This window comes from Paenibacillus sp. RC334 (assembly GCF_030034735.1).
GTDB classification, from domain to species: domain Bacteria; phylum Bacillota; class Bacilli; order Paenibacillales; family Paenibacillaceae; genus Paenibacillus; species Paenibacillus terrae_A.
The window spans coordinates 1,575,713-1,594,650 of the sequence record NZ_CP125370.1; the positions used below are offsets into that span (position 1 = coordinate 1,575,713).

11 protein-coding genes, 1 tRNA gene and 1 pseudogene are annotated in these 18,938 nt (G+C 48.6%); 11 read left to right on the forward strand and 2 right to left on the reverse strand.

Annotation, left to right across the window (positions count from 1 at the left end):
- Positions 1 to 262: 262 nt before the first annotated feature.
- The 7 genes and pseudogenes from QMK20_RS07450 (at position 263) to QMK20_RS07480 (ending at position 11,863) form a co-directional block, all read left to right on the forward strand.
- Positions 263 to 2,404 (forward strand): putative bifunctional diguanylate cyclase/phosphodiesterase, encoded by a 2,142-nt coding sequence (locus QMK20_RS07450; protein WP_283655223.1) that lies wholly within the window; start codon positions 263 to 265, stop codon positions 2,402 to 2,404.
- A gap of 107 nt (positions 2,405 to 2,511) precedes the next feature.
- Positions 2,512 to 2,582 (forward strand) — tRNA-Gly (locus QMK20_RS07455).
- Between the two features lie 199 nt (positions 2,583 to 2,781).
- Positions 2,782 to 3,425: pseudogene (locus tag QMK20_RS07460) on the forward strand (pectate lyase family protein); the annotation flags it as partial.
- Positions 3,426 to 3,801: 376 nt separating this feature from the next.
- Positions 3,802 to 5,643, forward strand: a complete 1,842-nt coding sequence (gene abc-f, locus QMK20_RS07465; protein ID WP_283655224.1) for a ribosomal protection-like ABC-F family protein — start codon at positions 3,802 to 3,804, stop codon at positions 5,641 to 5,643.
- 479 nt (positions 5,644 to 6,122) lie between these two features.
- Positions 6,123 to 7,154 (forward strand): phenylalanine--tRNA ligase subunit alpha, encoded by a 1,032-nt coding sequence (gene pheS / locus QMK20_RS07470; protein ID WP_283655225.1) that lies wholly within the window; start codon positions 6,123 to 6,125, stop codon positions 7,152 to 7,154.
- A 28-nt stretch (positions 7,155 to 7,182) separates the two neighbouring features.
- Positions 7,183 to 9,630 (forward strand): phenylalanine--tRNA ligase subunit beta, encoded by a 2,448-nt coding sequence (gene pheT, locus QMK20_RS07475; protein WP_283655226.1) that lies wholly within the window; start codon positions 7,183 to 7,185, stop codon positions 9,628 to 9,630.
- A gap of 208 nt (positions 9,631 to 9,838) precedes the next feature.
- Positions 9,839 to 11,863: a cell division protein ZapA gene (locus QMK20_RS07480; protein WP_283655227.1), complete on the forward strand. Its 2,025-nt coding sequence runs from the start codon at positions 9,839 to 9,841 to the stop codon at positions 11,861 to 11,863.
- Between the two features lie 156 nt (positions 11,864 to 12,019).
- On the opposite strand, the gene QMK20_RS07485 is transcribed toward QMK20_RS07480, so the two are convergent.
- The gene (locus tag QMK20_RS07485) at positions 12,020 to 12,379 is read right to left on the reverse strand and encodes a phage holin family protein (RefSeq protein ID WP_044646656.1); all 360 of its coding nucleotides are present in this window, start codon (positions 12,377 to 12,379) and stop codon (positions 12,020 to 12,022) included.
- Positions 12,380 to 12,531: 152 nt separating this feature from the next.
- On the opposite strand from QMK20_RS07485, the gene QMK20_RS07490 reads away from it, so the two are divergent.
- The 4 genes from QMK20_RS07490 to QMK20_RS07505 all read left to right on the forward strand — a co-directional run bounded on the left by QMK20_RS07490 (position 12,532) and on the right by QMK20_RS07505 (position 17,547).
- Positions 12,532 to 14,901: an endonuclease MutS2 gene (locus QMK20_RS07490; RefSeq protein ID WP_283655228.1), complete on the forward strand. Its 2,370-nt coding sequence runs from the start codon at positions 12,532 to 12,534 to the stop codon at positions 14,899 to 14,901.
- A gap of 59 nt (positions 14,902 to 14,960) precedes the next feature.
- On the forward strand, positions 14,961 to 15,374 hold the full coding sequence (locus QMK20_RS07495; RefSeq protein WP_283656225.1) for a DUF350 domain-containing protein: 414 nt from the start codon (positions 14,961 to 14,963) through the stop codon (positions 15,372 to 15,374).
- A 54-nt stretch (positions 15,375 to 15,428) separates the two neighbouring features.
- Positions 15,429 to 16,178 (forward strand): hypothetical protein, encoded by a 750-nt coding sequence (locus QMK20_RS07500; protein WP_283655229.1) that lies wholly within the window; start codon positions 15,429 to 15,431, stop codon positions 16,176 to 16,178.
- Between the two features lie 115 nt (positions 16,179 to 16,293).
- On the forward strand, positions 16,294 to 17,547 hold the full coding sequence (locus QMK20_RS07505) for an MFS transporter (protein WP_283655230.1): 1,254 nt from the start codon (positions 16,294 to 16,296) through the stop codon (positions 17,545 to 17,547).
- A 76-nt stretch (positions 17,548 to 17,623) separates the two neighbouring features.
- Here QMK20_RS07505 and QMK20_RS07510 read toward each other — a convergent pair whose 3' ends face one another.
- On the reverse strand, positions 17,624 to 18,862 hold the full coding sequence (locus QMK20_RS07510; RefSeq protein WP_283655231.1) for an NAD(P)/FAD-dependent oxidoreductase: 1,239 nt from the start codon (positions 18,860 to 18,862) through the stop codon (positions 17,624 to 17,626).
- Positions 18,863 to 18,938: the final 76 nt, after the last annotated feature.

The following is an 18,938-nucleotide window of genomic DNA, read 5'->3' on the forward strand; positions in this document are numbered from 1 at the left end:
TTTGAAAAAGACCGGATAGAGCGCATTATCTGAAGAGATGATGCGCTTTTTTTGGTTCTGGAAGCTTATTTATTTGCGTAAATACGAAAATGAAATAATGAATATAAGACAAAAAAATGATTCACCTTTCACAGATTAAATGTTATTATGTACCATAATCCATATTTATTTTTGATACTAAAGACTTAAAAAACGGCTTCCAAAGCTGTCAAACGTCTTAGATGATCGGAATTTCCGATATGCAGGGGGCTGAAGAGGCTGAATGAGTACACGGCTGGAAGTAAAGAAAACGATAGGCATCGGCATTGCTGCGCTAGTTCTGTTTGTCCTGGTTCAGTTATTTCATGTAACTTTGAATAAGCTATACTCCTATAATGTTTTTTTCTTGCTATATCCCATTGCTGGATTCGTCTGTGCGGCGATCTGTTTCTCTATTTTTTATCAATCCTGGTCGGTTTTGCTGGAGCACTTATCCTGGCAGAGACTTCTCATCGCGCCCACATTTCTGGTGACTGGTCTTCTTTACCTTATTCATATCGTCTCGTTTAGTTTTATTAGCCTGACAGATTTTGTTTTGTCTCCGGGTATTTCGCTATGGATTCTTTATGTGAACCGTGTCTTTACCTCCATTATGCTTATAGTCATTTGCTCCTTCCCCTTTAGAAAAGCCAAATCAGGACACAAGAAAACCGCTTTATGGACAGGTATAAGTTTTACTTTGCTGATCCTTGGGACTATTCAGATCTACGGACCGTACTTACCGGATCTTCGTATAAGACATGAACTGGACAATCTGGGATGGATGTTGAACTGGGTTATCCTGTTTCTGCTTGTATCCAATTTTATTTTGGGCGCACGAAAATATTTTAAATATCTTCCATCGGAATTTGGTATGTTGCTTATGCTTCGCGGGATTGGGCTATGTATCGTGAGCCAGTTGTTTTATTTGTCCTCCCGGCAAATGAGTGATATAAATCAGCTTATGGGACTTTTGATGAATGCTATTGCGTTTTATGATCTGCTAAGCGGCTTGGTTCGGCTCATGGTCCTTGTTCCATACCTGGAAAAGAAGGCGGCAGAATCTGAATTTAATTACATAGCCTATTATGATGATATCACAGGGCTACCGAATCGTCGGCGTCTTTCACAACGTCTGGAGCAATCTCTGCGTAGTCCATTAAAACCCGATGAGACGGCAGCTCTTTTAATATTGAATATTGACCGATTCAAAACCATTAACGATTCGTTGGGGCATATGGCAGGGAATTATTTGCTGTATGCGGTGGGAGAACGCTTGGAGCATTTTTGCCGTGAAGGCGAGGATGTTTTCAGTATGGGCAGAGATGAGTTTGCGTTTCTTCTCACAGGCTACCAGGATATAGATGCCATGAAGAATCGTATTGATGATATGGTAAAGTTGTTTGAGCAGCCTTTTGATATTAATGGTGAGTACTATCATGTGATGGTGAGTATGGGGATAGCTTTATATCCTCTGGATGCCACTCAGGGTGAGCAGCTCATTCAGCATGCGGATACCGCTGTCCATAATGCCAAGGAGCAGGGGGTGAATTTTCAGCGGTATACCAGTGTCATGCAAATGCGTGCGCAGGAAAGGCTCCAATTGGAAAATGATTTGCGGCGTGCGCTTGAAAATGAGGAATTTTCACTGGTGTATCAACCGCGTGTTCATTTGCAGAGCGGTGAACTGACGAGCTTGGAGGCACTGGTGCGCTGGAATCATCCTCATCGCGGAATGGTGATGCCGGGAGATTTTATTCCGGTGGCCGAAGAAAGCGGTCTGATCGTGCCTTTGGGGGAATGGGTGCTGCGGGAAGCTTGCCTGCAAAACAAGAGTTGGCAGAAGGCAGGGTACCAGCCGATCCCGATATCAGTGAATTTATCCATGCGCCAATTTCAGCAAAAAAAGCTCGTGGATGTGATACGGGGCATTTTGACCTACACGGAACTGGAGCCGTGCTACCTGGAGCTGGAGATTACAGAGAGTATGACTTTTGATAAGGATCTGGCCTTTGAGCAACTGAAAAACATAAAGGCCATTGGCGTTGCAATCAGTATCGACGATTTTGGAACAGGCTATAGTTCGTTGCATTATTTGAAAAATCTTCCGATTGACCGACTTAAAATTGACCGTTCCTTTGTCAATGAGGTACTGGTGGACAGCAAAAATGCGGCTATTGTGTCGACCATTGCCTCCATGGCCCACCATTTGAAGCTGAAGGTTACGGCTGAAGGAGTGGAAAATGAGGGCCAGCTCCAATTTTTACAGGCTCAGGATTGCCATGAGGGACAAGGCTATTATTTCAGTCGGCCCATTCCGGCAGAATCCTTTGAAAACCTGTTTTTGCGCAAACCTATGAATTGGCTGGTTCAGGATGGTATGTAGTTTGCTTGCAATTTACAGGCAGGTAAGTTATACTAGATAACATCCTGATTCTGCTGGTTGACAACAGTTCGAATATGTCATTCATAAGAATTAAGATATTTTAAAGTGCGGGTGTAGTTCAATGGTAGAACTTCAGCCTTCCAAGCTGATAGCGTGGGTTCGATTCCCATCACCCGCTTTGCTGTATAAAATGCTTGAAACCCTTGTCCTACAAGGGTTTTTGTTTTGCCCATAGCTCGACGTACGACAGACTCCTTTTTAAAATAGGAGCAGATCAAGGGGCAGTTGGATTACATATAGTTAGCCGGGATGCCAATCGGGTGTACCGGCTTGTTTGCGTTCTTACGAACTGTTTTTTTACACTATTATACAAAAATATCTATATCAACAATCTCAACGATTTGAAAAACCAGTTAGGGGATTCAACTCCCAAAATCCTGGTGATTGAAAAAATATTTTTGCCTCCTCTAAAACCGTTGTCAATATTGGTGCCAACAAATCGCTTATCGGTTCATACGCGCAGAACAACTGGTTAATATTCATTTGAAAACAACGGCTAATTCCGGTATTGTGATCTTTCAAAACTTGACTTTTGAACATAGCGCCACATTAACGATAATGATGATATTCAGCTTTACCTTATATCACTATCTCCAATAATTATTTTGAAAATTTGCAAGTTCGCGGTCCTGGGCTTATGAGATATGGATATTTCCATGTTAAAAATAATTACATCAATAATTTTCAGTTGGCCTACAGGATAGCCACGAATGCAAGAATCTATTCGGAGTACAACTATTTTGGAAAAGGTAGCGAAAAGGGCGGCATTCTGGACGATAAAGCAAATGGAGAATTTAAAGACGTCGGCAGCTTTCCAGCCATTATCAACCAAAAGTCGCGGGTGACCAACTGGAATCCGAGCAAGAACTACAGTTATCAAGTTCAAACTCCTGAATATACCAAGGAATTTGTAACTAAATATGCAGGCTCGTCCAATACAACTCTTGTATTCGGAAAATAATTTTGATGTACAACGGATTTGCAAATATTTTCTGATCTGCTATACTGGCTGCAAGCAAGTATTCCGTGAAAAGGAAGGTAACGATACGTCCGATGAAGTAAGCACACCGATTTTCCCCATAAACTGCACAGTTAGTGGCAGGCGGCTGTATGCTGCAACGGGAGAAGTGTGTCTGAAAATGAGGTTTGGGACGTATACGTTTGCTCCGGAACGGGATTATGCTTTTTTCCGTTTACGGTTCTCTTTCTTATAAACGTATGTTCTGAAACGATTCATAGCAGTCATTCTATATTCCTTGTAAGCAAGCCGCAGCCTTCTGCGGCTTTTTTTATTGCTTCCGGTGATGAAAACCGGACAGGGAAAGGATGATTACCATATGAGAACCATTTTGCGTATTCGAGATGTCATAAAGGATTGGAACGGGACGTCTTTGTTTGAGAATGTGTCCATGGATGTGACGGAGGGGGAGCGGCTCGCCCTGTTCGGAAGAAATGGAGCAGGCAAAACGACGCTATTGCGGATACTGTTGGGCGACGAGGCGCCGACTTCAGGTAAGTTAGAGCATGAATTGCCGCTGGAGGAGCGGGGCTGGATGAAGCAGCAGGATACCATTCAATCCGCGCGAACTGCACTGGAGGCGGCACAGCAGGCCAGTCCTGAGCATTGGCGAGTGAAGACGACGCTGAAGCAACTGGAGGCTGAAATTGCCCATAGGGGAGAGGAAGCAGAGCGTCGGCTGGAGCAATACGGCGAGCTGATGGATGAGTACGAGCGGCTGCAAGGTTTTGCGTGGGAGTCCGAAGTGGAAAAGGCGCTGACCCGGATGGGGATGCCTGCTGAGACGTGGCCTATTTCCTATGGTGACCTGAGCGGAGGGCAGAAGACCAGAGTACGGTTAGCCGGATTGATGGTCAGACAGCCGAAGCTGCTGGTGCTGGATGAACCGACCAACCATCTGGATGCCGAAAGTTTGCTCTGGCTGGAGCAGTGGCTGTCCACATATCATGGGACGTTGTTGTTTGTATCGCATGACAGAGCCTTTTTGGATCGAGTAGCTACAGGTATTTGCGAGCTGACGTCAACGGGCATTCGGCGCTATAAGGGCGGCTATACGGAATATAAGGAGCAAAAGGAAAGGGAGCTGCGGGAGCAGGAAGCCAACTACCGGAAGCAGGAGCTGGCACGGCAGGCGTTGGAGGAGACGATCCGAAGTTATCGGGAATGGTTCCATCAGGCGCACCGGGCAGCTTCCAATGTGGAAATGGCCGTTACGCAAAGCTTTTATAAGGCCAAGGCTAATAAAAATATTTCCCGTTATCATGCGAAGGAGAAGGAGTTGGAACGGCTGGAGGCCAATCGGGTTGAGCAGCCGCGTGAAGCCGCGTCTCTGCATATGAAATTAAGTGACAGCAGATTTCAGGCCAAATATTTGCTGCGTGCCGAGCATGTCTATTTTAGCTACGACGACCATAATACCATTGTGCAGGATCTCAACCTGAACATTGCTCGTGGCGATCGTCTGGCTGTTCGGGGTTCGAATGGAATTGGCAAAACAACGCTGCTGCGGCTGTTAACAGGACAGTTGGAGCCGTATAAGGGAAAGATCACAGCGAATCCACAGCTAAAAATCGGATATTTCTCACAGGAGCTGGAGCAGCTTCCAAAGGATCAGACATTGCTGGACAGCTTGCTTGCGCTCCCCACCATGACGCAGACGGAAGCGAGAACGGTGCTGGGATGCTTTCTTTTTGCCAGAGAAGATGTGTTCAAGAGGATCGGGACGCTCAGTATGGGTGAGAAATGCAGAGTGGCCTTTCTACGTTTGTACTTTAGTGGAGCCAACCTGCTGGTGCTGGATGAGCCAACCAATTATTTTGACATTGAAACCCGTGAAATCGTGGAGGAGTCTTTGCGCAGTTACGATGGGGCGCTGGTGCTTGTCTCACATGACCGAGAGCTGGTGCGACGGACGGCAACCCGTTTGCTTGATATGCAGCCTGGAGGCACCTATGAAATCTATGAAGGGACAGCCGACGAAAAGCAGGAAGAACAGCGGAACCGTCAACAGGAACCAGAGGATCAGGAACAGCGTGAGGAGCGTCTGCGATTACAGTTGCGTCTTACGGAGCTGATGGGTACGACGGGGCCGGACGATGAAAATGAGGAACTGCTGTCAGAAATCAGGCGTATTCGTGCCAAACTGGATCAGTCGGATTAAACGGCTGCGTCAGAATGGGTAAAACCGTATGCCCGGCTTGCCAAAGCGCTAGGGTTTGCATATAATAATGGACAATAGTTCGAAATTTGAAAATGTCTTGATGGAGAAGAGTAGGCAGTGTCCGATTGAACAGGGAGGAAGCGCCGTAGGATTGAGAGCGTTTCTGCAGAACAGGGCTGTTGAAGTTCGCTCCGGAGCAGTTCCTTGAACCTCGTATGCCATCTGTAGATGGCAAGTGGGCAAGTAGGGGATACCGGTTCACGACCGTTACAACGTGCAGAGCGAGATCATGATTGCATAGCATGGATAAACACCTGTGTTGCCGAGAGGCAGATATTGTCGAAAGGCAAAGCGCGGGGTGGGCTGAGCAGGATTGTCTAACGAGGGTGGTACCACGGTCTTTTCGTCCCTTACCGGGAGAAAGGACCTTTTTTTGTTGTCTGAAAAACTGGATATGAAGAAAGGGGACTGAACAGGCGATGAGCGAAACCATCCAAATGAAGGAACATTTGCTGGCCTTGAAGGAAGAAGCATTGGAAGTATTGGAGAAGGTGGCAACGCCCAAAGAGCTAGCTGATCTGCGGGTCAAATATTCGGGTAAAAAGGGTGCGCTGACTGAAATTTTGCGCGGTATGGGCAAGCTGAGCGCGGAAGAACGTCCAGTTGTCGGACAAGTAGCCAATGAAGTGCGCGAGGCGATTGAAGAAGTCGTCAACCGTAAACAGGATGAGTTCACGAAAGCGGAGACGAATGAGCGTCTGCAAGCGGAAAAGATCGACGTTACACTACCTGGACGCACAATGCCGCAAGGTGGATTGCATCCACTCAACAAAGTAATTGAGCAGATCGAGGATATTTTTACAGGTATGGGCTACCGGGTTGCAGAAGGTCCACAGGCTGAGACGGATTATTATAACTTTGAAGCGTTGAACCTGCCTAAAAATCACCCGGCGCGGGATATGCAGGATTCGTTTTATCTGACCGAGGATCTGTTGATGCGTACCCATACGTCACCCGTTCAGATTCGCGCAATGGAGGCGATGAAGGGCGAAACGCCGATTAAGGTCATTTGTCCGGGTACGGTTTTCCGACGTGATGATGACGATGCTACGCATTCTTTCCAATTCCACCAAATTGAAGGGCTTGTGATTGGAAAAGACATTCGCATGAGTGATCTGAAAGGAACCTTGCTGCAATTCGCACGCGAAATGTTCGGGGAATCGACCGAAATCCGTCTGCGTCCAAGCTTCTTTCCGTTTACAGAGCCGAGTGCCGAGGTGGACGTGACTTTTGTAAAGAAAAATGGCGAGCGCGTATGGATCGAAATTTTGGGCTGTGGCATGGTGCATCCGAAAGTGCTGGAAATGGGCGGTTTTGATCCCGAGGTATATAGCGGCTTTGCATTCGGTATGGGTGTAGAACGGATTGCCATTTTGAAATACGGAATTGACGATATTCGTCATTTTTATAACAGCGACCTGTCATTCTTGAAGCAGTTTACGCGTCAATAAACAACTATATGAAGGGAAGTGAACCCATATGAAAGTATCATTCGATTGGCTATCCGAGTATGTATCGCTGGATCAGGTGAGCGCGGAGGATCTGGCAGAGAAAATCACCCGTTCGGGCATTGAAATTGATGAGGTCGAACATCGCAACAAAGGGATTACTGGCGTCGTGGTCGGCTATGTCAAAAGCAAGGAAAAGCACCCTGATGCGGATAAGCTGAATGTGTGTATCGTCGATGCGGGACAAGAGGAAGATCTGCAAATCGTGTGTGGCGCCAAAAATGTGGATGCAGGGCAAAAGGTTCCTGTTGCCGTCGTGGGCGCGAAGCTGCCGGGAGATTTTCAGATTAAAAAGGCCAAGCTGCGCGGTGTCGTATCCATGGGCATGATCTGCTCGGCTAAGGAACTGGGTATGAATGACAAGCTGTTGCCCAAAGAGTTGCAGGAAGGTATTCTGGTGCTGCCTGAGGATGCTGAAATCGGTACGCCGATTACGAAGCTGCTGGCGCTGGATGATCAGGTGCTGGATTTTGATCTGACACCAAACCGTTCGGATTGCTTGAGTATGCATGGAGCGGCTTATGAAGTGAGCGCGATTCTGGGGCGTGACATTTCGCTGGCTGACCCGGCTAAGGATTTGGTGGAAATCAGCGATGTGGCGGCAGATCATCTGTCGGTAAAGGTGGATATACCTGAACTGTGTACGCACTATGCGGCTCGCTATATCACGGGTGTGAAAGTGGGGGCCTCTCCACTGTGGATTCAAAACCGCCTGATGGCGGCGGGAGTTCGTCCGATCAACAACATCGTGGATATTACGAACTATGTCATGCTGGAATACGGTCAGCCGTTGCATGCTTTTGATGCGGATAAGCTGGAAAGTGGCAACATTGAAGTGCGTCTCGCTCGTGCAGGCGAAGCATTGGTTACGCTGGACGATCAGGAGCGGAAGCTGGAGCCGCATATGCTGCTGATTACAGACGGCGTAAAGCCAATTGCGTTGGCAGGGGTGATGGGCGGAGCGAATTCCGAAGTTACGGATACGACGGTCAGCATTGCGCTGGAATCCGCGAAGTTTGACGGCGGTACGGTTCGCAAAACGTCCCGTCAGCTTGGACTTCGTTCCGAAGCAAGCCTGCGTTTTGAAAAAGAGGTTGATCCGGGTGCTGTTGTACCTGCGGTGAACCGTGCGGCTGCGCTGATTCAGCGTTATGCAGGAGGCACTGTGCATCAAGGCATCGTGGAAGCTGTTTCTGCGAAGGCCGAAAGCCGGATTATCAAGTTGTCGCTGGATAAAGTGAACCGGTATTTGGGAACAGAATTGTCGCTGCTTGAGGTGAAGACGATTTTCGGCAAGCTTCATTTCGGATGCGGTGACGTGGAGCAAGGTGTGTTGGAAGTGGAAGTGCCTACACGGCGCGGAGATATTTCCATGGATGTGGATTTGATTGAAGAGGTGGCCCGTCTGTATGGCTATGACAATATTCCGACGACGCCGATTGAAGGACCAACGACGCCAGGTGCTTTGACGGCATCGCAATCACTGCGCCGTTCGCTGCGTAAATTGCTGGCCCATGGCGGCTGGCAAGAGACGATCAGTTACTCGTTTGTGCATCCGGAAAGTGCAGGTTTGTTTAATGCGCTGACAGAGGGAAGCCATCCTGTACGTTTGGCGATGCCTATGAGCGAAGACCGCAGTGTGCTGCGTACGAGTATTATTCCGCAAATGCTGGATACAGCAGTGTATAACATGAACCGGAAGCAGGAAAATCTGGCGATTTTCGAAATAGGAACTGTATTTTATACCGGGGAACAAACGTTGACCCGCCAGCCGCAGGAAATTCAAGTGCTCAGTCTGCTGCTGACTGGCGTACGCCGTGAAAAACAATGGAATATCGGTGCTGAGAAGGTTGATTTCTTTGATATTAAAGGCGCGCTGGAAACGGTATTTGACTATTTCGGATTGGGTGCAAGCATCCGTTATGTGGCTGACCAGCCGCAAAGCTATCATCCGGGACGTTCTGCCTCCGTATGGCTGGATGTGAATGGAACCTCCCAACGAATCGGCACCATCGGGCAGATCCATCCGGAGCTGCAACAGTCTTATGGGCTGAATGATACGTATGTAGCGGAAATTGCGTTGCAACAGGTGATCGAACACGCCAACAGTCACATTCAGTTCAGAGAGCTGGCTCGCTTCCCGTCCGTGGAACGCGACATTGCCCTCGTGGTGGATAAGGACGTAGAAGCAGGCGAACTGCTGCGTGTGATTCATGCGGCTGGCGGAGAGCTATTGCAGGATGCACGGGTGTTTGATGTATTTACAGGCAGCAAGCTTGGCGAAGACAAGAAGAGCGTAGCTATCTCCCTGACCTACCGTCACTGGGAGCATACGTTGACGGATGAAGAGATTAATGCGGCACATATTCCTGTCGTTACGTCTCTGGAACAAACTTTTGGAGCGGAATTGAGAAAGTAGCAGGAAATGCGGGGAGCCGTATCGAATCTTAGTGACAGAGGTTCGATACGGCTTTTTGGCCTATCATCATTGAAGCTCTCTACTCTGATATTCACCCGCTGCGGGGAAGCCGGACTAATGGGGTTGAACGCTTCACGAAGGGCGGGTTACCATAGTACCGGACACAACTTAGAATCAACATACAGTAGTATTGAAGGAGGGCTTAATTGTGACTACACCAGATCGTACTCGCGTCACTGTAGAGATCTACGGTACTTCTTATAAACTCGTCGGCAGTAATACCGATTATATGAAGCAGGTTGCCAATTACGTGGATGAGCGCATGCATAGCATTTCTCAGGCTCATTCGCGTCTTGATATGCCCCGAATTGCCGTACTGGCTGCGGTTCATATGGCAGAAGAAGCTGTACAAATTCAGGAAATTCAGAGCCATATGAACCGGTTGGCCGGGGAGCGGGCGGAGCTTCGGGGCGAACTGGCTCAACTCCAGACGGCTCTTGGAGAACAGCAGCAAAAAAATACGGATATGCAGCAGTCTTTTGCCCAATTGAAGGAAGAGAAGGAAACGGTTCTGAAAAAATGGAAGGAGACCGAATCCACATCAGCCAGGGAAATTGCCGAATTAAAGGCGAAGCTGGAACAGCAGGAGAAAAAAGCGGCAGAACTCGAAAATGGACAAAAGCAGGCTGAACGTCAATTGGAGGAGTCCCGTCAGGAAGCTTCCCGTAAGCTGAAAGAGCAGCAGGAGGCGGCAAATGCCCGTATCCGCCAGATGGAGGAGCAAACCAAGAAGGAGCTGGCCGAAGCGGTCAAGCAGGCGGAAGCCAAGCTGTCGGCTGCGGAAAAGGCTCATCAGGAGCGTCAGCGTACAGAGCTGGACAAGCTGCGTTCTGCTTTGCAGCAGGAGCATAGCCGGAAGGTCACCGAATGGCAGGGCAAGTGGTCCGGGCTAAAGGAGCAGTTGGAGCAGGAGCGTAAACAGGCGGAACTGGCGTTGAATGAAGAAAAGCTCCAGCATCAGGAAGCGGAGAAACGGGCCGAGGAAGCTGCACTGGAGCAGGAAATTCGGATCGAGGAGCTTCAAGAGCAATTGGAGCAGGTACAAGCAGGTAGTACAGAGCTGTCTTCCCGTCTGGGAGAGGCGCAAGAGCAGGTTGCAGCATTGAAGCAACAGCAGTCCGAGCTGGAGTCTATGCTAGAAACGCAGCGACAGGCTGCGACAGAACGCGAGCAGGCGGATACGCTTGCGCGTGAAGAGCTGCAAAGCCGTTACGATGAATTGGCAGCGGAAGCCAAGGCAACGCAGCAGCAAGCGGCCAAGCTGGAGGAAGAACAGCGCCGGATGCAGAAGTTGCTGGAGCAGGCGCATGTGTCCTCCCGCAAACTGCAAAGTGAGTTGGCCACACTGGGCGAAAGCGAGAAATCTTGGAAGAAGCTTGCAGAGGAACGCCAGCTCGCAGTAGATGAGCTGGAGCTTTCGATATTGGAAGTACGTGAACAGAAGGATACTGTACAGGAGCAATTACAGCATGCCGTGGCTGAGGTTGAAGCTGTAAACCATAAATTTGCTGCACAGCAGCAACGTCTGTTGCAGTTGGAAGCGAGAATCAAGGAACTTTCACCTGAGCTGATTCGCGCTCAGGATGAGCTGGAGAAGGCAATCCTGCGTGAGCAAGAGGGAACAAAGGCTTACAAAACGCTTCAGGAGCAGTATGGAAGCATGAAGAGCCGGGCAGAGCAACTGGGACAGAATATCAAGCAGCTCCAGCGTGAAGATAGCGAACGGCGGAGGGAACTGGAGCGCGCCGAAGAAGAATCACTGGAATGGCAGCTTAAATATGAGCAGTTGAAGGCCGAAGCGGAACGTTTGGAAGCCGAAGATGCTGCCCGTAAGAAAGAATTCGCCTCGTGGGAACGAGAAATAGCCGTAACTGTTGAACAAAAGGAACAGCTTCAAGAGGAAATTCGTCTGGCCGTTGAAGCTGCCGAGGCGGCGAAGGCTGAACAGCAATCTGTAGATCAGGAACGGATGGCTTTACAGTCCGAGCTGGAGGAAGTCGGTCAGAAGTATGAGCTGGCGGCTCATCAGCTTCGTCTTTTACAGGTTCAACAGGATGTGGATCGGGAAAATACGGAGAAGATATCGACGGAATTACGTCAATTGCAAGAAGAATATACCAAGCTTCAATCCGAGTACAATGAGTGGATTGAATTAATTGAACAGGATCAGTAGATACGGATTATAAATGCAATGTAATGCAATCCCCGGCTGCTTATCGCCGGGGATTATTTGTATGCTGTATCCTATTCGGTTCTTGGATGACAAAAGGCTGTCCAGCGGCAGAAGAAATCTGCTGTGGAACAGCCTTGTCGGGAATGTGACCCCAAATTATTTCTCGCTCTTGCGGCCAGCTTCAAACGGTGTAGATACCGGAATGAACAGGTCGATAATCCCGATAACCAATGCAGCGAGCAATGCGCCCAAAAAGGAAACACTGACACTGGTTACGATATATTGAGCGATCCAGATAACCAGAGCGCTCACCAGGAAGCCTACGATACCGCGTCCGAATGGTGAAACGCGTCGGCCAAACATAGCCTCAATGATGTAACCGATCAAGGCAATGACAATGGCAAGGATCAGCGCGCTCCAAAAGCCGCCTACACTAAAGCCGGGAACGATCCAGCTTACGACCATCAGAACCAAAGCGGCGACGATGAAACGCACAATGTGCCCGAGAATGCTCACGGAATAACCTCCTTTGTTTTTTGAATGTACAGGGTTATACAAAGGTTATTGTGTGGCATGAAGGGCTTTCTTATGTGTAAAACGGAGTTGGCAAATAGCGTAAGTGCGCGGCTTTCGTTATAATATAGATATAAGTGAAAGGAGTAGTGAAGTTGGACTCTAAAATTTTCAAAACCCTAGAATATCAAAAAATTTTAAATAAACTAAGTCACTATGCTCAAACGGCGATTGGTCAGCAGACAGCCCAGCGGCTACAGCCCAGCGATGATTTGGAACATATCAAGAAATTGCTGAAAGGCACGGATGAGGCCTATGCTGCCGATCGACTTAAAGGAGTACCCTCTTTTAACGGAGTTGTGGATATTACTCCAGCGGTCAAGCGCGCACGTATCGGCGGAACACTGAGTCCGCAAGAGCTGCTTGGCATTCGGACAACAGTCCAGGCAGCACGCCGTGTACAGGTGTACGTGGCAAGCTTGAATGAGGAAAATCCAGTGGAAACACTGCTGTATTGGAGTGAACAGCTTTCAGAACAGAGAGGTCTGGAAAACTCGATTAAAGGCTGTATCGACGAAAATGCAGAGGTGCTGGATTCTGCCAGTACAGAGCTTTCACAGATCCGCAGAGAGCTGCGCTCGGGTGAAGTGCGTATTCGGGAAAAGCTGGATTCCATGATTCGTTCCTCCACCGTATCCAAAATGCTTCAGGATCAGTTGATTACGATCCGTGGAGACCGTTTTGTAATTCCGGTTAAAGCCGAGTATCGTTCTTATTTTGGCGGAATTGTGCATGATCAATCCGGGTCCGGGGCAACGCTGTTTATCGAGCCTGAATCCATCGTGGCCATGAACAACAAGCTGCGGGAAACACGGTTGAGAGAAGAACGCGAAATCGAAGTGATTTTACAAAAGCTGACTGCACTTGTCGCAGAACAAGCGGATATGCTGCTATATGATGTAGATGTTTTGGGGACGCTTGATTTTATTTTTGCCAAAGCGCGTCTTGCTCGTGAGATGAAGGCAACCTTGCCATTGATGAATGATCGTGGTTACTTGAAGCTGAAAAAAGGCAGACACCCTCTTATTCCGTTGGAGCAGGTCGTTCCGATTGATGTGGAGCTGGGCAATTCGTACACTTCCATTATCGTAACCGGACCGAATACTGGGGGGAAAACCGTTACGCTGAAAACCATCGGCTTGCTTAGTCTGATGGCGATGTCTGGACTTTTTGTGCCTGTAGAGGACGAAAGCCAATTGTGCGTATTTGATGCCATCTATGCAGATATTGGTGACGAGCAAAGTATTGAGCAAAACTTGAGTACTTTTTCCAGTCATATGACCAATATTATCAGCATTCTGAAAAATATGACGCCGAAAAGCCTTGTGTTGCTTGATGAGGTAGGTGCAGGAACCGATCCTGCGGAAGGCTCGGCTTTGGCTGTATCCATTCTGGAGCATATGCATGCTTTGGGTTGCCGTATGGTTGCGACGACTCACTACAGTGAATTGAAGGCCTATGCCTATGAGCGCAAAGGAATCATTAATGCGAGCATGGAGTTCGATGTTGCTACATTAAGCCCGACATACCGTCTTCTTGTAGGTGTACCCGGTCGAAGTAACGCTTTTGCCATTGCTGAGCGCTTGGGATTGCCGGGCCGTATTTTGGATTATGCACGTGGTGAGGTGACGGAAGAAGATCAGCGCGTAGAGCACATGATTGCGTCACTGGAACAGAACCGTTTGACAGCCGAGCAAGAGCGGGAAAAGGCGGAACAATTGCGAGGTGAAATGGAAGAACTGCGCACACGTCACCAGAATGAACTGGAAAAGCTGGAAGCACAGCGGGAGCGTTTGCTGGAGAAAGCTGCGGACGAAGCGAGAAGTCTCGTGGACAAAGCTCGCAGTGAAGCGGAGATAATCATTGCTGATCTGCGTAAGTTGGCTCAGGAAGAAGGGGCTTCTGTTAAGGAACATAGGCTGATTGCAGCCCGCAAAGAGCTGGATGAAGCGGAACCGAAACAGCGTATGAAAAGCGCAGTCAAGCGCCCGGCGGCTACACGTACTCGCTCTATCGTAGCGGGTGATGAGGTATCCGTTCACAGCCTGAATAAAAAAGGCCATGTGGTGGAACTGTCTGGCAGCAAGGAAGCCGTGGTGCAGTTGGGCATCATGAAAATGAAGGTCAGTCTGGACGATCTGGAGCTGCTGCAACCCGCCCAAACAACTACACCTAGAGCCCAGAAACCAGTAACCGGCATTAAGCGAACACGGGATGATAATGTGCGAAACGAGCTTGATCTGCGTGGTGCGAACGTAGAGGAAGCACTGATGGAGGTAGATCGCTTCATGGATGAAGCATTTCTGGCCAATCTGGGGCAGGTACACATTATTCATGGCAAAGGTACAGGGGTTCTTCGGACCGGTATTCAGGAGTACCTTCGCAAGCATAAGCATGTGAAAAGCTACCGTATCGGAAATTACAATGAAGGCGGCACAGGCGTGACGGTTGCTGAATTGGAATGAGCTACGGGTTACCGGCTCCGGCCGGGAACGCTTTGTAGAACGGGAGGGACAAAGTGAAGATGGCGATTGATGAATTGCTGTCACATCCGTTAGGAATGATGCTGGGCTATTTCTCGGTGGCGGTGCTGGAGCTGATTGTATTTTTGTCTTGCTTTGAGCTGGTAACCCGGTATAAATGCTGGGAAGAGATCAAACGCGGCAATATTTCGGTAGCGATGGCTACGGGCGGGAAAATGTTTGGCATTTGCAACGTGCTCCGCTTTGCGATGGAGGCCAAATCCAGCGTGTACGATACGATGGTTTGGTCGTTCGTTGGCTTTTTACTACTGCTTGCGGCGTACTTTCTGTTTGAGTTTCTGACACCGGTATTTTCAATCGATCAGGAAATTAAGGAGGACAACCGCGCTGTCGGCTTGTTCTCCATGATTATCTCGATATCGTTATCTTATGTGATTGGTGCCAGTGTAACTTGACACATCCTGTATACTAGAGCTTGGTATACGCTTGGAACGGAAGGATGATGAAGCTTGGAAATGACTATTTGTCCATGGTGTAACATGGAAATTATTTGGGATGAAGAATTGGGACCTGAAGAAGAGTGCCCTTATTGCCATAATGACCTGAAAGGGTATTCGGATATCACCGATGATGAAGATGAAACGGAGTCTGATTCTGCACATGTTGATGGGCATACGGATGAGCACCGACATGGAGAAAGTGAACACATGCATACTCTTGCACATGACCACGACCATAGCCATGATGATGCGACCTCTGTGGGTCAAGCAGCGCTTTCCCCTGTGAAGGAAGACCTAAAGGGCTATCGTACGTTAAGCATTCAGCTTGGGGATGATGATGAGCAGGATATTTTATATGAAGCAGAGGATGAAGCCGTAGTTGAAAAGCCGGCTGACGCTCCACTGTTACAGGACAACGAGCTTCACAAGCTGCCTGTGCTGCATACCCTGCAAAAATTCGAAGAAAGCGGTGCGGATCTGATGGCTTATGAACAAGGCGCTGAACAAATACTCGACAGACAAGATGAGGTTCTCGAATGTTCCCAATGCGGTGAATACATGCTGCATGCAGGTTCGCAAACCGTGACCGGAGAAGGCTTTGTACCGTCGATGTCTCCTGCGCTTGGCAGACCTGTTCTGGATTTGCCGTTTGTCTTAAATGTATATGTATGTCCAAGCTGCTTCCATGTTCAGCAGACGTTGTCAGAGGATGACCGATTGCGCTTGTTAGAGAAGCTGAGTGGTATTTCCAACAATTAAATTATATTCCCCCGGATAAGCCCAAGTTGAACTCGGGCATCTTAAACCGAAGAAGCTCTGAAGCAAGCTGAGATAAAAGGAGCTGAATGGTGATTTTCGGTTAGGGGGAACTACATTGAAATCAAACCTGAACGGACAATCCATTCTGCTGCTAAGCCTGAATGGATTGTTTGTGTTTGCGGCAGCTCTGTCAGGTACTTTTCTTAACGTATATCTGTGGAAAAGCAGGCAGGATTACGCGATGATTGGCTGGTTTAATGTCAGCCAGCAAATTGCGCTGGGAATCATGGTTTGGGTAGCTGGAAAATGGGTCAAGGAGCATAACAAAATGAATGCTCTGCGCGTAGGGACCGCATTGTCCGGGTTATTTTATCTGGTGGTTTTATATACGGGATCGCAGGCTGTAAACTACATATGGCCTTTAGGGATGCTATTGGGTGCAGCGTTGGGTTTGTTTTGGCTGGCTTTTAATGTGATTTTTTTCGAAGTCACAGATCAGGGAAGCCGGGATCATTTTAATGGCTGGGTCGGTCTGCTGGGTTCGTTTTCAGGTATTGTCGGTCCCTTGCTGTCCGGCTGGATTATTGCCCGTATGGAGGATGATGCGGGATATCGCGTGATATTTAGTATCTCTCTGGCACTTTATGTGGTAGGGGTAGTGCTGAGTTTCTTTCTTCACAAGCGTAAGACGACAGGAAGTTACAATTGGCAGGAGTCCAAGCAACGTTTGTCGCAAAAAGGAAGTATGTGGCGGCCATTGTCGTTGTCGCTTGTTACACAGGGTATTCGTGAAGGAGTTTTTGCATTTCTGATTACGCTGCTTGTGTATGTCGCTACTCAGCAGGAGTGGAAGCTGGCGCAGTTTTCACTTATTACATCCGCAGTTTCATTTTTCAGCTTTTGGGCTGTCGGCAAATGGCTCAAACCACAATATCGCTCGGTTGGCATGCTGTTGGGGGCCGTGCTGCTGGTGATTGTACTTTTGCCGTTACTGTGGCGTATGGAGTATAGCATGCTGTTGATTATGGGCATCGGGACCGCCTTGTTTTTGCCGTTATATTTAATCCCGATGATTTCTGCGAGCTTTGACCTGATGGGCGTGAGCGAAGAGGATGTTAATCAGAGGGTGGAACTGGTCGTACTGCGCGAGTTGTGTTTGATGGTAGGTCGATTGACCGGAATGCTTATCTTTCTGGGTGTGTTGAGTATGAGCAAGGCACCTATAGCCATGATCTGGCTGTTGATTGGGCTTGCGTTAATGCCCGTGGCGGGATGGGTATTTATGCGCAATGTGCTAAAGAAGGAGCAAACAACGAAGCAGAACAAGTCTCATTCCAAGGCACGACGCTGGCACAGGCAAACCGAGTAGCTTAAAATATATATTCAAAAAGAGCCTCCAAACCCACGAAAATGGGAATGGGAGGCTCTTTCGTGTTTCGTATTTATTAAGCCAGCGGCTCCGTTATTTCGGGTGAAGGCTTGGTGGTACGTGTTAGTGAAAAAAACTCTATCTCAGGTCGGTGTGTGCCCGTCAGTTCATCAGCCAACAGCTGTGCAGCCATCATGCTGGTGACTGTGCCGTTTCCCCCGTAGCCCTCCAAAAAGTAGCAGTTCGGAAAGCGCGGGTGCGGGCCAATATACGGTAAGCCATCATGGGAGGAGCCAAAGACGGCTGCCCACGCGTAATCAATCTTGAAGGGTATATCGGGAAAATGCTTCTGTAATGCTTGCAGCAGCTTTTTCTGTTGGTGCAGCAGCCTGACTTCACGCTGTCTCGGGTCGAGTACAGGCTCATCCAGCCCCCCGATAATCACGCGTCCATCCGTAGTGGAGCGTATATACAGATAAGGACGGGCGGTTTCCCAGATTAGACATTGCTCATGCCACATGGCTGAATCTCCAACCGGCTGGGTAGCAATCGCATAAGAGCTTTCCAGTATGGCTCCACGATCCTTTTTAATTTCCTGCGTTTCATAGCCTGCCGCAAAAATAACCTTTTTCGCCCGAATGGTTCCACCGCTGGTATGACAAACGACCTCATTGTCACCAAATTCAAAATGCTTCGCTTCGGTATGCTCATATAAGTGTACACCAAGACGGCTGGCAGATTGCAGGAGTCCCTGTGCAAAACGAAACGGATTTACCTCTGCATCTTCATGTGTATACAGCGCAGCCGGTTTTCGAAAAGGAAAACGTGCAGCCACCTGTTGCTCATCCCAATATTCCACTGGGAATCCAAAGCGGATTAGCTGTTCGAACTCGTTTTGGAGCACCGACACATCCTCCGGCGTACTCGCATAATATAGGCTGCTGCGCCGGATAAAGGACGGGTCGATGTCCACTGTGCTGGCCAGCTTTTCCAACTGATCCAGAGCATCCTTGCACATCCGATAAAACAGCACCCCATTAGCTTCGCCAAAAGTGTTGATAAAAGAAGTCAGCGTCTTATCATTGCTATATTGCAGCAATCCGGTATTGGCCGAAGAACTTCCGTGCGCCAGCTTACGCTTGTCAATGACCACTGTATCCACCTGTCGTTCTCCCAGCAGTCGGGCACAGATTGACCCACCCATCCCACCCCCGACGATAAGCACATCACAAGTCAAATCTTCTGTTAAAGAAGGAAAATCCAGTTTGTGCTCCAGGGTGCTAGGCCAATACGTATTCCCACTAATCAAATCCATAACAAAACACTCCCTATAAGCAATATCCAATGTGTGTGTAGTTATTTAAAGTAGTTCCGAGAAGCCATCAGGCTTC

Coding starts and splice junctions, on each gene's coding strand:
- QMK20_RS07450 (WP_283655223.1), top strand. CDS start 263: ATGAGTACACGGCTGGAAGTAAAGAAAACGATAGGCATCGGCATTGCT.
- pheS (WP_283655225.1), top strand. CDS start 6,123: ATGAGCGAAACCATCCAAATGAAGGAACATTTGCTGGCCTTGAAGGAA.
- QMK20_RS07495 (WP_283656225.1), top strand. CDS start 14,961: ATGGCGATTGATGAATTGCTGTCACATCCGTTAGGAATGATGCTGGGC.
- abc-f (WP_283655224.1), top strand. CDS start 3,802: ATGAGAACCATTTTGCGTATTCGAGATGTCATAAAGGATTGGAACGGG.
- QMK20_RS07510 (WP_283655231.1), bottom strand. CDS start 18,862: ATGGATTTGATTAGTGGGAATACGTATTGGCCTAGCACCCTGGAGCAC.
- pheT (WP_283655226.1), top strand. CDS start 7,183: ATGAAAGTATCATTCGATTGGCTATCCGAGTATGTATCGCTGGATCAG.